At 63.4% G+C, this 13509-nt stretch carries 11 protein-coding genes; 6 read left to right on the top strand and 5 right to left on the bottom strand.

Annotated features, from left to right (window positions below; genetic code table 11):
- Positions 1–21: 21 nt before the first annotated feature.
- From FQ668_RS04625 to edd, 4 genes are all read right to left on the bottom strand, one after another.
- Positions 22–1476, bottom strand: coding sequence for an ATP-binding protein (locus FQ668_RS04625; protein ID WP_019438110.1), 1455 nt, complete (start codon positions 1474–1476; stop codon positions 22–24).
- Positions 1457–2182 (bottom strand): two-component system response regulator GltR, encoded by a 726-nt coding sequence (gene gltR, locus FQ668_RS04620; protein WP_014589861.1) that lies wholly within the window; start codon positions 2180–2182, stop codon positions 1457–1459. The genes FQ668_RS04625 and gltR overlap by 20 nt, the downstream gene beginning before the upstream one ends.
- 78 nt (positions 2183–2260) lie before the next feature.
- Positions 2261–3220 (bottom strand): glucokinase, encoded by a 960-nt coding sequence (locus tag FQ668_RS04615; RefSeq protein ID WP_019438109.1) that lies wholly within the window; start codon positions 3218–3220, stop codon positions 2261–2263.
- Positions 3217–5043, bottom strand: a complete 1827-nt coding sequence (gene edd, locus FQ668_RS04610; protein ID WP_014589859.1) for a phosphogluconate dehydratase — start codon at positions 5041–5043, stop codon at positions 3217–3219. Before edd ends, FQ668_RS04615 begins: the two co-directional genes overlap by 4 nt.
- 264 nt (positions 5044–5307) lie before the next feature.
- Between edd and gap the strand changes: the two genes are divergently transcribed.
- The 6 genes from gap (at position 5308) to FQ668_RS04580 (ending at position 12093) form a co-directional block, all read left to right on the top strand.
- Entirely contained in the window at positions 5308–6309 is a 1002-nt protein-coding gene (gene gap, locus FQ668_RS04605; RefSeq protein ID WP_014589858.1) for a type I glyceraldehyde-3-phosphate dehydrogenase, read from the top strand.
- Between the two features lie 242 nt (positions 6310–6551).
- Complete coding sequence (locus FQ668_RS04600) at positions 6552–7064, top strand: RNA polymerase sigma factor (protein WP_003255059.1); 513 nt, start codon at positions 6552–6554, stop codon at positions 7062–7064.
- A gap of 88 nt (positions 7065–7152) precedes the next feature.
- Positions 7153–8115 carry a FecR domain-containing protein gene (locus FQ668_RS04595; RefSeq protein ID WP_019438108.1) on the top strand — a complete coding sequence of 321 codons (963 nt, stop codon included), beginning with the start codon at positions 7153–7155 and terminating at the stop codon, positions 8113–8115.
- 126 nt (positions 8116–8241) lie between these two features.
- Entirely contained in the window at positions 8242–10830 is a 2589-nt protein-coding gene (locus tag FQ668_RS04590; protein WP_019438107.1) for a TonB-dependent receptor, read from the top strand.
- A gap of 201 nt (positions 10831–11031) precedes the next feature.
- A complete protein-coding gene (locus FQ668_RS04585) occupies positions 11032–11625 on the top strand; it encodes a biliverdin-producing heme oxygenase (RefSeq protein WP_014589855.1) in 594 nt (197 codons plus the stop codon).
- 54 nt (positions 11626–11679) lie between these two features.
- A complete protein-coding gene (locus tag FQ668_RS04580) occupies positions 11680–12093 on the top strand; it encodes a YbaN family protein (protein ID WP_014589854.1) in 414 nt (137 codons plus the stop codon).
- Here the strand turns inward: FQ668_RS04580 and arcD are convergent.
- Positions 12073–13500 (bottom strand): arginine-ornithine antiporter, encoded by a 1428-nt coding sequence (arcD, locus tag FQ668_RS04575; protein ID WP_019438106.1) that lies wholly within the window; start codon positions 13498–13500, stop codon positions 12073–12075. The two genes, FQ668_RS04580 and arcD, sit on opposite strands and share 21 nt — an antisense overlap.
- Between the last annotated feature and the right edge of the window lie 9 nt (positions 13501–13509).

The following is a 13509-nucleotide window of genomic DNA, read 5'->3' as shown; positions in this document are numbered from 1 at the left end:
CTGTGCGGGCCCCCCAAAAATTCAATCCATACCCCGCGGCAGATACAGGGTCACCCGCAGCCCGCCCTCCCGCAGGTTAAGCAAGCTCACCTCGCCCCCATGGCTATGGGCGATGTTGCGCGCAATGCCCAACCCCAGCCCATACCCCTGCTGCTGCCCGGCCAGACGGAAATGCGGCTCGAACACCTGTTCCAGCTGCTGTTGCGGCACCCCGGGCCCCTGGTCATCCACCTGCAGCACAAAACCCTCTGCCCCGTCGATGATGCGCAGCCGCGCCCGTTCGCCGTACTTGATGGCGTTGTCGATCAGGTTGCCGATGCAACGACGCAATGCCAGCGGCTTGCCCGGGTATGGCGCCAGCGCCTGGCCCTCGACGGTGATGCGACCATCGCCCAGGTAAGGCTCGGCCAGAATCTCCAGCACCTGGTTAAGGTCGACCGGCTCGATGTTTTCGTGGATGTCGGTGTCCTTTACGCACTGCAACGCGCCTTTGACCAGCAACTCCAGTTCGTCCAGGTCCTGGCTGAACTTGGCCTGCAATCGCTCGTCTTCCAGCAGTTCGACACGCAGGCGCAGGCGGGTGATCGGCGTGCGCAGGTCGTGGGAAATGGCGCTGAACAGCTGGCTGCGTTCGGTCAGGTAACGGCTGATACGCTCGCGCATGCTGTTGAATGCCCGGCTCACCTCGACCACTTCACTGCCGCCCGCTTCAGGCACTGGCGCCACATCGGCACCCAGCGACATCTCTCGGGCGGCCCGCGCCAGGCGCTTCAGTGGCCAGCTTTGCCAATGCACCAGCAAGCCGATGAACAGCAACAGCAAGGCCGTGGTCAGCACGATGAAGCCGATCTGCTGGCGCGGCAGGCGTTCGGCTTCCAGCCCCGTGTACGGTTCGGGCAACAGCGAGGCGATGTACAACCACTCGCCCTCGCCCAAGCGGATCTGCGTGACCAGTACCGGGGGTTTCAGCGGTTCCAGGGTCAGCGAATAATGGGCCCACGAGCGCGGTAGTTCGTCGAGTTTGAGGCCGCTGTTGAAGATGCGCAGATCGTCAGGCCCGACAAACTCCACGGAAATTTCCATCTGTGAACCCAGCCGCTCGTGCAGCACCTGCTGGAACACATCGATCACCGCCTGCTTGCGAGGGGTGACGGGCAGTGCCTGCATGTCTAGCGGCGTGGCGTTGAGCGAAACAAAGAAACGCGTGCCGCCCATGCTGCGCAATTGGTCGAGCACCAGCGGCCGATAGGCCACCGGCAGCGAGCGGAAGTAACTGACGCTGGCACTCATGGAATGGGCCAGGCTGCTGGCGCTGGCACGCAGCCCCTGAAGCTGGCTGGCGCGCAGCTGGGAAACCCAGATAATGCTGGACAAGCCCTGGGCCAGCAGGACAACCAGCAAGGTCAGCAGCAGCATGCGCCCCAGCAAGGAGCGCGGCAGCAGGCGCCAGGGCCGCTCAGGGCGCACAGCAGACATGCGCCGCCAACAAGTAGCCACTGCCACGCACGGTGCGGATCAGCCGGGGAGGTTTGTCGGTATCGCGCAGGCGCTGGCGCAGACGGCTGACCGCCATGTCGACGATACGGTCCAGCGGCATCGGTTCGCGGCCACGGGTAGCGTTGCCGATGGTGTCGCGGTCGAGGATTTGCTGCGGGTGATCGAGGAACAGTTTGAGCAGGGCAAAGTCGGCGCCAGAGAGGATCACCTCCTCTCCATCACGGTGGAACAGGCGGTGGCTGACCGTGTCCAGGCGCCAGTCGTCGAAGGCCAGCACGGCGCTGCCCGGCGCCGTCTGGCCGAACTCGGTGCGGCGCAACAAAGCCTTGATTCGCGCTTGCAGTTCGCGGGGGCTGAACGGCTTGCCCAGATAGTCGTCAGCACCCAGCTCCAGGCCGATGACACGGTCGGCCTCGTCCGAACTGGCGGTGAGCATGATGATAGGTACGCGCGCCTGGCGTGGGTGCTGGCGTACCCAGCGGCACAAGCTGAAGCCGTCCTCGTCGGGCAACATGACGTCAAGAATGACCAGGTCGCAGGGCGTGGTTTCCAGCGCGTGGCGAAAGCCCTTGCCGTCAGCCTCGGCATGCACCTGGAAGCCGGAGCGGCTCAGGTAGGTTTGCAGCAGTTCACGAATTTCCTGGTCGTCGTCGACCATCAGGATCGATTTGCCGGCAGTGCTCAAGGTGGTCCTTCCTCTTGTTGATTACAGGTCTTTTTGCCTGCTGTCGGGTATTGCCATCGGGGCCGCAAAGCGGCCCCCTCAGTGATCCAACGCCTGCTGCAACGCTACCCCTGCCCCCTCCAACCCGGAATATTCCGCCGTCACCAGCCACACCGGAACCCCGGTGAAATAGCCACTCATACACCCCTTGTCGGCAAAACTCGCAGCAAACCCGCTACGCAGGAACAGCTCGGCAAAGCGCGGAATCACACCGCCCACAATATAGACCCCGCCTCGCGCGCCCAGCGTCAGCACATTGTTACCCGCCACTCGCCCAAGGAAACGACAGAATTGCTCGACCACCGCCAGCGCACGAGGCTCACCGCCCAGTGCGGCATCGGTGATATGCGCCGGGGTCTTGTGCCTGGGCGTGTCGCCGTCCAGCGCACAGATCGCCTGGTACAGCCGCACCAGGCCACCCCCACTGAGCACGGCCTCGGCGCTGACATGGCCGATCTGACTGTGGATCTGCTGGTGGATTGCCGCTTCGCGAGCATTGCCTACCGGCAGGTCAACATGCCCGCCTTCACCCGGCAGGGCCTTCCAGAGCTGTTCGCCCAGGCGCAGCAGCGAGCCCACACCCAGGCCAGTACCTGGCCCGATCACCAGTGCCGGCCTCGAGGGGTCGGCCTGGCCGGGGCAAACCTCGCGGAACTCGCCTTCGCGCAGACGCGTCATGCCCAGCGCCATTGCGGTGAAATCATTGATCAGCAACAGTCGCTCGACCTGCAAGGTCTTGCAAAATGCCGTGCGGCTCAGGCGCCAGTGGTTGTTGGTGAAGCGAAATTCATCGCCATCGACCGGGCCGGCCACCGCCAGGCACACCGCCGCCAGGCCACCACGGGCGATACCTTGGCTTTCCAGGTAGGCCTCGATGGCCTGCTCGGGGTTGGTGTAGTCCGCGGTGGCGAAAACATTTACTTCATGCAGCTGGTTGTCACGCCACAACGCAAAACGGGCATTGGTGCCGCCAATATCACCAACCAGCAGGTGCTTCATTTGAGGTGCTCCAGGGCCGAGGTAAAGGCACTGGCGCCCTGCTCTGCCGGGCTGAACGCCATGCGCATGAAGCCGAACAGCTCGCGCCCACAACCCAGGTCGTTGCCCTGGGGTGCCGGCGGCAGCTCACGGCTGGCCAGTTCTTCGGCCGACACCATGATCCGCAACGTGCCTTCGACTCCATCGACCCGCACGATATCACCATCGCGCACCCGCGCCAGCGGGCCGCCGTCGTAAGCCTCCGGGCAAACGTGAATGGCCGCGGGGATCTTGCCCGAGGCACCGGACATGCGCCCGTCGGTGACCAACGCAACCTTGTAGCCACGGTCCTGCAATACACCGAGGAACGGGGTCAGCTTGTGCAGTTCCGGCATGCCATTGCAGCGCGGGCCCTGGAAGCGCACCACCGCGACAAAGTCACGCTCCAGCTCACCGGCCTTGAACGCGTCGGCCAGCGACTGCTGGTCCTGGAACACCCGCGCCGGGGCCTCGACCACTTGGTGCTCGGGGGCGACGGCAGAGACTTTCATCACGCCACGGCCCAGGTTGCCTTCCATCACCCGCAGGCCGCCTTCGGCCGAGAATGGTCGAGACACCGGGCGCAGGATGCTTTCGTCCAGGCTTTGTTGCGGCCCTTCGCGCCACACCAGCTTGCCATTGTCGAGGAAGGGTTCCTGGGTGTAGCGGCGCAGGCCATGGCCGGCCACGGTGTTGACATCTTCGTGCAGCAGGCCGGCGTCGAGCAGTTCACGAATCAGGAAAGCCATGCCGCCGGCAGCCTGGAAGTGATTGATGTCGGCCTTGCCGTTGGGGTAGACGTGCGACAGGGTCGGCACCACTTCGGAGAGGTCGGCCATGTCCTGCCAGGTCAGCTGGATACCCGCAGCCTGGGCGATCGCCGGGATGTGCAGGGTGTGGTTGGTCGAGCCGCCGGTAGCGTGCAGCGCGACGATGGAGTTGACCAGCGCCTTCTCGTCGACGATTTCGCCCAGCGGCATGAAACTGCCGCTGGCCTTGGTCATGCGCGTCACCTGCTGCGCAGCCTCGGCGGTGAGTGCATCACGCAGCGGCGTGTACGGGTTGACGAACGAGGCGCCCGGCAGGTGCAGCCCCATCACCTCCATCACCAACTGGTTGGTGTTGGCGGTGCCGTAGAAGGTGCAGGTTCCGGGGCTGTGGTAGGAATTCATCTCAGACTCCAACAGCTCTTCGCGGCTGGCCTTGCCTTCGGCATAGCGCTGGCGCACGTCGGCCTTCTGCTTGTTGGAGATGCCGGAAACCATTGGCCCACCCGGGACGAAGATGGTCGGCAGGTGGCCGAAGCGCAACGCGCCCATCATCAGGCCGGGGACGATCTTGTCGCAGATGCCCAGCATGAGTGCCGCGTCGAACATGTTGTGCGACAGCGCTACCGCCGTGGACATCGCGATCACTTCACGGCTGGCGATCGCCAGCTCCATGCCCGGCTCGCCCTGGGTCACCCCGTCGCACATGGCCGGCACGCCACCGGCGAACTGGCCGACCGAGCCGACCTCGCGCAGGGCCTGCTTGATCTGCTCGGGGAAGTGCAAGTAAGGCTGGTGGGCAGACAACATGTCGTTGTAGGCCGAGACGATGGCCACGTTGGCCGCGTTCATCAGGCGCAGAGTCTGCTTGTCTTCGCTGCCGCAACCGGCCACGCCGTGGGCGAAGTTGGCGCACTGCAGGCTGGCACGCATGGGGCCTTCACTGGCCGCGCCGCGAATCAGTTGCAGGTAGCGTTCGCGGGTGGCGCGGCTGCGTTCGACCAGCCGCTGGGTGACCTCAAGGATGCGCGGATGCATGTACTGGACTCCAGGCTAATTGTAAGGGCGGTTTACCGGGCATTTCCCCTCCAAACGATTGCGGCCTAGGCTCATGGTTAGGAGCCCGCTGCATCGGTGGAGGCACGACGCCCAACCACTCGTTGTATATTTAAACAAAATACTGCCACTAAAAAGGCTTGTTTTCTATCAGCCAGTGAATAATCTTGTAATTCCAACAACAAAACCGTTTCAGTGAAGCTCCTTTGTGCCACAGGTTTCACTCGAACTGCCAGAGGTACTGCCATGACCCTTCGCATCGCCATCAATGGATTCGGCCGAATCGGGCGCAATGTCCTGCGCGCACTGTATACCCAAGGCTACCGCCAGGACCTGCAGGTCGTCGCCATCAACGACCTGGGCGACAGCACCATGAATGCCCACCTGCTCAAGTACGACAGTGTCCACGGCACCTTCGACGCGACCGTCGAGGCCGACCACGAAAGCCTGACGGTCAACGGTGACCGTATCGCGGTCAGTGCCATTCGCAATCCGGCCGAACTGCCCTGGAAGGCCGAGGCGATCGACGTGGTGTTCGAGTGCACCGGGCTGTTCACCGACCGCGCCAAAGCCGCTGCGCACCTGGCCGCCGGGGCGGGCAAGGTGATTGTCTCGGCGCCGGCCAAGGGTGCCGATGCCACCGTGGTATACGGGGTCAACCACGACATCCTGCGCGCATCGCACCAGGTCATTTCCAATGCCTCCTGCACCACCAACTGCCTGGCGCCGATCGCCCAGGTGCTGCACCGGGAGTTCGGCATCGAGCAAGGCTTGATGACCACCATCCACGCCTACACCAACGACCAGGTGCTGACTGACGTTTACCACAGCGACCCGTACCGCGCGCGTTCAGCCACCCAGTCGATGATCCCGAGCAAGACCGGCGCCGCCGAGGCCGTGGGCCTGGTGCTGCCGGAGCTGGCCGGCAAGCTGACCGGTATGGCGGTGCGGGTGCCCGTCATCAACGTGTCGTTGGTGGACCTCACCGTCAACCTCAAGCGCGAGGCCACGGCCGAGCAAGTCAACCAGCTGTTCCTCGAGGCCAGCAAGCATTCCAAGGTATTGGGCTACAACGCCCTGCCATTGGTTTCCTGCGATTTCAACCACAACCCGCTGTCGTCGATCTTCGATGCCAACCATACCCGGGCCAACGGGCGGATGCTCAAGGTGCTGGCCTGGTATGACAACGAGTGGGGGTTCAGCAACCGGATGCTGGATAACTGCCTGGCGCTGCACCGGGCTGGCTGACGCGCCCCGTGTGGGAGCGGCCTTGCGTCGCGAAAGGGCTGCAAAGCAGCCCCGGAATCTGAGCTTTGCTGCACATATCGCTGGGACCGCTTTGCGGTCCTTTCGCGACGCAAGGCCGCTCCCACAAAAAAGCAAACGACATCCAGCGACTACAATCTTTACCTTTTCCTGATAATTCCACACTTGACCTGCCGCACGGATGATAAGCATTATCATTAACCTTTCGTCGGCCAGGTCCCCCCGTGAGTCAGTCCCGGTTCAATTCCGTCTTCCTCGTTCAGCGCCTCACCCTGCTGCGTACCCTGCAGCGCATGGTCGGTAACCCCAGCACGGCCGAAGACCTGCTGCAGGAAACCTACCTGCGGGTGTCTCGCGCGCTGGGCGAGCGGCCCATCGAGCACATCGAGCCGTTCGTGTTTCAGACCGCGCGCAACCTGGCGCTGGACCACCTGCGTGCACGCCGGGTGCAGGCACGCATGCTGGTCGACGACGTGCCCGACGAAGTGCTGCACAGTGTCGCCGCGCCCGCCACCAGCAGCGAGGATGCCGCCCACGCCGAGCAGTTGCTCAAGCACCTCAGCGTCAGCCTCAATCAACTGAGCGAACGCCAACAACGCATTTTCATCCTCAGCCGCCTGCATGGCGCCACCTATCTGGAAATCGCCGAACAACTGAGTGTTTCGCCCAGCACGGTACAAAAGGAACTGAAACTGATCATGGCAATCTGCATGGGTGTTGCCGAACGACTCAAGTAACTGACCCCAGGCGAACGGCAACGCAAAGCCCTTGCCACACCCCGCCTTAGCCTTGATCATTCGCAAAAAAACCATTCAAGGATTCACCGTGACCGACAGCCCTACCCCTCGCCCGTCACCTGCCAGGCCTGATGCCCGTGCTCGTGCCATGGACGAGGCGCTGGACTGGCTGGTGCGCCTGCAATGCGCAGATGCCGCAGACACCCAGGCCTTTGAAGCCTGGCTGAGCGCCGCGCCAGAAAACGCCGAGGCCTATGTCGAAGCCGAGGCGCTGTGGAACGGTACGCCGTTGCACAAGGTGGCCACGCACATGCACCAGCAGCAACGCCGCTCATGGCGCGGGCGCCTGCGCAGTCACTGGAAACCCCTGGCCACCGCAGCGCTGCTGCTGGTCGGGCTGTTCACCGTCGGTAACCTGCCCATGCGCCTGCAGGCCGACCACCTTACGGTGGTCGGCGAGCGCCAGCGCCTGCAACTGGAAGACGGCGCAAAAGTGCTGCTCAACACCAATTCGGCATTCGCCAGCGAACGCCAGGACGGCCGCCAGGTCGCCCGCCTGCTACAGGGCGAAGCTTACTTCCAGGTCCCCGAGGGCGCGCAGCTGCCGCTGGAGGTGGAAGCCGGGCCGTTGCGCGCACAGGTGCGCGACACCGACTTCGCCGTGCGCTACCTTGACGGCGAGGCCCAGGTACGGGTGCAACGCGGCGATGTCGACCTGCAGGGCGAGCGCGACCAGCGCATCCGCCTGAGTGCCGGCGACAGCATCAGCGTCGGCCCCCAAGGCTTTGGCCAGCGCCAGCGCCCCGACATGCACAAGGACCTGGCCTGGATCGACGGCCGCCTGGTGTTCGAGAACTGCCCGTTGAGCCAGGTGCTGGCCGAAGTTCAGCGGTACTACCCGGGCTGGATCATCAACCGCAATGCGCAGTTGGAGCACGTTGCCGTCACCGGTAACTACCGCCTCGACCAGCCGCTGGAAACCCTGCGCGCACTGGCTCACATCACCTCGGCACAACTGCATGAGTACCCGGCGCTGGTCATCCTGAACTGACCCCTGAATTATTTTTACGCGATCGCACTCGCCCGCCCGTCTCGTTATAGCCAATGCAACTGATTCTTGTTTGAGAACGAGAACAGCCATCACCTATAACAGCCCGCGCGTCTGGGAGCGCTTCCGATGTCCACTGGTCCTACCCGCTCGTCCAACCTTCCCCGCCGTACAGGACAACTGTCCCTGTTGACCCTTGCCCTGCTCGCCAGCGGCGCCTGCAGCCTGCCGGCTCTGGCCGCCGAGCCGGCCCAGGCCAGCAGCCCGCGCATGGGCGACTACCGCTTCAGCATCGGCCAGCAGCCACTGGTGTCGGCGATCAACGCCTTCAGCCAGGTCACCGGCTGGCAGGTCGGCTTCAGCGCCGAGCTGGCCGACGGCGTGGCTTCGCCAGGCGTACAGGGTTCGCTGCCGCCAGATGCTGCCCTCAAGCGCCTGTTGCGGGGTACCGGGCTGAGTTTTCGCAAGATCAGCAACGGCAATGTGGTACTGGAGCGCCAAACCGCAAGCAACGTGATCGCCCTGCAGCAGGTGACCGTCAGCGCCACCCGCAGCGCACAGGACGTCAGCCAGGTGCCGAGCACTGTCAGCGTGCAGACCCGTGAGCAACTGGACCGGCAGAACGTGAACAATATCCAGGATCTGGTGCGCTACGAGCCGGGGGTTTCGGTATCCGGAACCGGCCAGCGCAGCGGGCTGAACGGCTACAACATCCGTGGTATCGACGGCGAGCGGATCCTCACCCAAGTCGACGGCGTGTCGATCCCCGACAGCTTCTTCTACGGCCCCTACGCCCAGACCCAGCGCAACTATGTCGACCCGGAAATCGTCAAGCGTGTGGAAATCCTCCGCGGCCCGGCCTCGGTGTTGTATGGCAGCAACGCCATCGGCGGTGCGGTGAGCTACTTCACCCTCGACCCGGACGACATCATCAAGCCCGGCAAAGACGTGGGTGCACGCCTGAAAACCGGCTACAGCTCGGCCGACGAAAGCTGGCTGACCTCCGCCACCGTCGCCGGCCGCCAAGGTGACTTCGACGGCCTGCTGCACCTGAGCCAGCGCAACGGCCACGAGACCGAAACCCACGGCAGCCACAGTGGCGACGGCCTGTCGCGCACCGAAGCCAACCCGATGGATGCGCGCACCACCAACGTGCTGGCCAAGCTGGGCTGGAACTACGCCGACGACGCACGCCTGGGGTTCACCTATGAGCGCTACAAGGATGACCGTGACCAGAACATCCTCAGCGCGGTGGGTGGGCCGTTCATTCCGGGCTTCGGTGGCATGAACTCGTACCGCATGCGCCAAGGCAACGACACGATCACCCGTGAGCGCTTCGGCCTCAATCATGAATTCGACCTCGATAGCGTGGTCGCGGATCACGTCAAATGGAGCCTCAACTACCAGATTGCGAAGACCGACCAACGTACCGATGAGCTGTATGTCGCCTCGGGACGCCAAGTGTTTCGGGACCGGCAGACTACCTACAAGGATCGCCAGTGGGTATTCGACGCCCAATTGGACAAGGCCTTCAGCATTGGCCAAACCGACCACCTGTTTACCTACGGCACCACACTCAAACAGGAGAAAGTCACGGGTTCACGTAGCGGCACCGGCACTTGCCTGAACATCGGTGGTACCTGTACAGCCATCGGACAGGACAGCGCGCGTGACGGGCAGGCCTTGGTCAGCGACTTCCCGGACCCGACCGTGAATACCTACAGCCTGTTCGCGCAGGATGAAATCCGCTGGAACAACTGGACCTTCATGCCCGGCGCGCGCTACGACTACACCCGCATGGAGCCCAAATTCACCGAGGAATTCCTGCGTGGTCTGGAGTCCAGCGGTACGGCGCCTACCGCCCAGGACGATTCGGACAAGAAGTGGCACCGCGTCTCGCCCAAGTTCGGCCTGACCTACGCCTTCAACGACAATTACACCTGGTACGGCCAATATGCAGAGGGCTTCCGCACGCCGACCGCCAAAGCCATGTATGGCCGCTTCCAGAACCTGGACCAAGGCTACCGCGTGGAGGGCAACCCGAACCTTGAGCCTGAAAAGAGCAAAAGCTACGAAACCGGCCTGCGTGGCAACTTCGACGCCGGCAACTTCGACGTGGCAGTGTTCTACAACAAGTACCGTGATTTCATCGACGAAGATGCCGTGCAAAGCGCCAACCTGGAACAGACCTTCCAGGCCAACAACATCAAGCACGCCACGATCAAGGGTGCCGAATTCAAGGGCCGCCTGAACCTCGACCACTTCGGCGCACCGCAGGGCCTCTATACCCAAACCTCGATTGCCTACACCTATGGTCGTAACGATGACACCGGTCAACCGCTGAACAGTGTCAACCCGCTCAAGGGCGTATTCGGCCTGGGCTACGAGCAACAGAACTACGGTGGCTTGCTGAGCTGGACGCTGGTCAAGCGCAAGACCCGTGTCGACGACAGCACCTTCTATTCGCCTGACGGTTCTACCTCGAAGTTCCGCACCCCGGGCTATGGTGTGCTGGACCTGACCGGCTACTACAAGGTCACCGACGACGTCACCATCAATGCCGGGCTGTACAACCTTACCGACAAGAAATACTGGCAGTGGGATTCGGTGCGCAGCTACGACGGCCAGGGTGAGGCGGCTGTGACCCAGCCAGCCAACATCGACCGCCTGACCATGCCGGGGCGCAACTTCGGTATCAATGTGGTTTGGGATATCTGAGGCGTTACGTCTGTACCGGCCTCTTTGCGGGCACGCCCGCGCCCACAGGTTCAACGCAGGCCTTGAACCTGTGATGTTCCTGCAGGGGCGGGTTTACCCGCGAAGAGGCCGGTACTGGCAACACAAATACCGGCTTTTTTTACTGTCCCGCTCCCGCTGTTTCGTCTTGTATCTAGACGCCCTCTTTCCAAGGACTCCCCCATGACCGAACGCCCAGCCCTGCGCTCCCAGCGCTTGAACCAGATCACCCACGCCCCGCACGCCGAGCTGGATGCCCTGGTCAAATCCCACGCGCCTTTCGACAGCCGCGAAAGTTTCGCCCGCTTCGTCGTCGCACAGTACCTGTTCCAGTCCGAGCTGCAGGCCCTGTACAACGACCCTCAGCTGATCGCCATCGTCCCTGATCTGGCTGAGCGCTGCCGTGCCGAGCAGGCCCGCCTGGACCTCGCCGACCTCGACACCGAAGTACCGGCCGCCGTACCGGGTGCCGTGGGCAAGCCGAGCCTGGGCGAGGCAATGGGCTGGATCTTCGTCTCCGAAGGCTCCAAACTGGGCGCTGCGTTTCTGATCAAGCGTGCCGTGGCCCTGGAACTGTCCGACAGCTTCGGCGCCCGTCACCTGGGGGAGCCCGCCGGTGGCCGTGCCGAAGGCTGGAAGCAGTTCACCCGCATCCTCGATGGCCTGGCGCTCTCGCCTGAAGAGGAAGCGGCTGCCGAACGCGGTGCAGTGGCTGCCTTTGAGCGCTTCACCCAGTTGCTCAAGCACGCCTACGCTGCGGATGCCGCGCTGGTCTGATACGCCGTAGCCGGCCCCCCCTCCGGTGGCCGAACCGTTTTATGCAGTGAGAACATGACCCTACCAGCCCGCTCGAAACTCGCCCGCCTGTTGTATGCAATCCTGGCTTACGTGAGCCTCGGGGTGGGCCTGGTCGCCATTGTGATTCCTGGCTTGCCGACCACCGAGTTCATCCTGCTGGCCGCCTGGGCCGCCACGCGCAGCTCACCGCGCCTGTCGGCATGGCTGGAGAACCACCGGCTGTTCGGGCCAATTCTGCATAACTGGCGCAACGGCAAGGTGATCCAGCGCCGCGCCAAGGTCAGCGCAACCATCAGCATGCTGCTGTGCGCGGGCTTGATGCTGACCTTTCTGGAACACCACTGGCCGGTATTCCTGGCAATCGCCGGCATGACCCTGGGCAACCTGTGGATCTGGTCACGCCCGGAACACGCCTGCCCTGCCCCGTCACAAGCTCAGCAGCCCTGAATACAAGGCGTAGGCCGCCAGCGCGGCACCCACCAGCACGGCGGCGAAAATCAGCTTTTCCCAGGCCGTGAACAACGCCTGCCCCTGCTCATGCTTGGCCCTCGCGAACAAGATGACGCCGGGGGCGTACAGCAGCGCCGAAAGCAGCAGGTACTTGAGCCCGCCGGCATACAGCAGCCACACGGCATACAGCAGGGCAACCAGCGCCACCAGCAAGTCCTTGCGCCGCAACCTCGGCTGCCCGGCATAGGTTTCTGCGCGCATCGCCAGCAACACGGCATACGCCGCAGACCACAGGTAGGGCACCAGGATCATCGACGAGGCCAGGTAGATCAGACTGGTGTACGTACCGGCGGAGAACAGCGTAATCAGCAGGAAACCCTGAATCATGCAGTTGGTCAGCCACAGGGCGTTAGCCGGCACATGGTTGGCGTTTTCCTTGGCCAGAAAGCGCGGCATGGTCTTGTCCCGCGCCGTGGCGTAAAGGATTTCGGCACACAGCAGCGCCCATGAAAGCAAAGCGCCAAGCAGCGAGACCGCCAGGCCGAGGCTGATCAGCAAGGCGCCCCAGGGACCGACGATATGCTCCAGCACCGAGGCCAGCGAGGGGTTCTGCAGCCCGGCCAGTTCCGGTTGGGTCATGATGCCCAGCGACAACACGTTGACCAGCACCAGCAGCGCCAGCACACCCAGAAAACCGATGACCGTGGCCTTGCCCACGTCTGACCGACGCTGGGCGCGCCCGGAATACACGCTGGCACCCTCTATGCCGATGAACACGAACACGGTCACCAGCATCATGTTGCGCACCTGCTCCAGCACGCTGCCGAATTGTGGGTTGCTCAAGCCCCAGATATCCCGGGTGAAGATATCGGCGCGAAAGGCAAATGCAGCGATCACCACGAAAATGAGCAAAGGCACCACTTTGGCGACGGTGGTGACCTGGTTGATGAAGGCCGCCTCCTTGATGCCGCGCAGTACCAGGAAGTGCACCGACCACAGCAGCAGCGAGGCACAACCGATGGCGATGGGTGTATTGCCTTCGCCAAACACCGGGAAGTAGAAACCCAGCGTGCTGAACAGCAGTACGAAGTAGCCGACGTTGCCCAACCAGGCGCTGATCCAGTAGCCCCAGGCCGAGGAAAAGCCCATGTACTCGCCAAAGCCGGCCTTGGCGTAGGCATATACCCCTGAGTCCAGTTCCGGCTTGCGGTTGGCCAGGGTCTGGAACACGAAGGCCAGGGCCAACATGCCGACCGCGGTGATCCCCCAGCCGATCAGCACTGCACCCACATCGGCACGCGCGGCCATGTTCTGCGGCAGCGAGAAGATACCGCCGCCAATCATCGACCCGACCACCAGTGCGATCAGCGCGCCCAGGCGCAGCTTCTGTCCCGGTTCGCTCATGAGCCTCCC

Origin of the sequence: Pseudomonas sp. Kh14, assembly GCF_900291005.1 — a bacterium.
In the GTDB taxonomy this organism is placed as follows: domain Bacteria; phylum Pseudomonadota; class Gammaproteobacteria; order Pseudomonadales; family Pseudomonadaceae; genus Aquipseudomonas; species Aquipseudomonas alloputida.
The sequence above is the reverse complement of the archived record's forward strand: the minus strand, read 5'-3'. Positions and strand labels throughout refer to the sequence as shown.

Bases quoted from the DNA above. Each gene is read 5' to 3' on its own strand.
- FQ668_RS04625 (WP_019438110.1), bottom strand. From the start codon at position 1,476: ATGTCTGCTGTGCGCCCTGAGCGGCCCTGGCGCCTGCTGCCGCGCTCC.
- FQ668_RS04615 (WP_019438109.1), bottom strand. From the start codon at position 3,220: ATGAAGCACCTGCTGGTTGGTGATATTGGCGGCACCAATGCCCGTTTT.
- edd (WP_014589859.1), bottom strand. From the start codon at position 5,043: ATGCATCCGCGCATCCTTGAGGTCACCCAGCGGCTGGTCGAACGCAGC.
- gap (WP_014589858.1), top strand. From the start codon at position 5,308: ATGACCCTTCGCATCGCCATCAATGGATTCGGCCGAATCGGGCGCAAT.
- FQ668_RS04590 (WP_019438107.1), top strand. From the start codon at position 8,242: ATGTCCACTGGTCCTACCCGCTCGTCCAACCTTCCCCGCCGTACAGGA.
- FQ668_RS04585 (WP_014589855.1), top strand. From the start codon at position 11,032: ATGACCGAACGCCCAGCCCTGCGCTCCCAGCGCTTGAACCAGATCACC.
- FQ668_RS04580 (WP_014589854.1), top strand. From the start codon at position 11,680: ATGACCCTACCAGCCCGCTCGAAACTCGCCCGCCTGTTGTATGCAATC.
- arcD (WP_019438106.1), bottom strand. From the start codon at position 13,500: ATGAGCGAACCGGGACAGAAGCTGCGCCTGGGCGCGCTGATCGCACTG.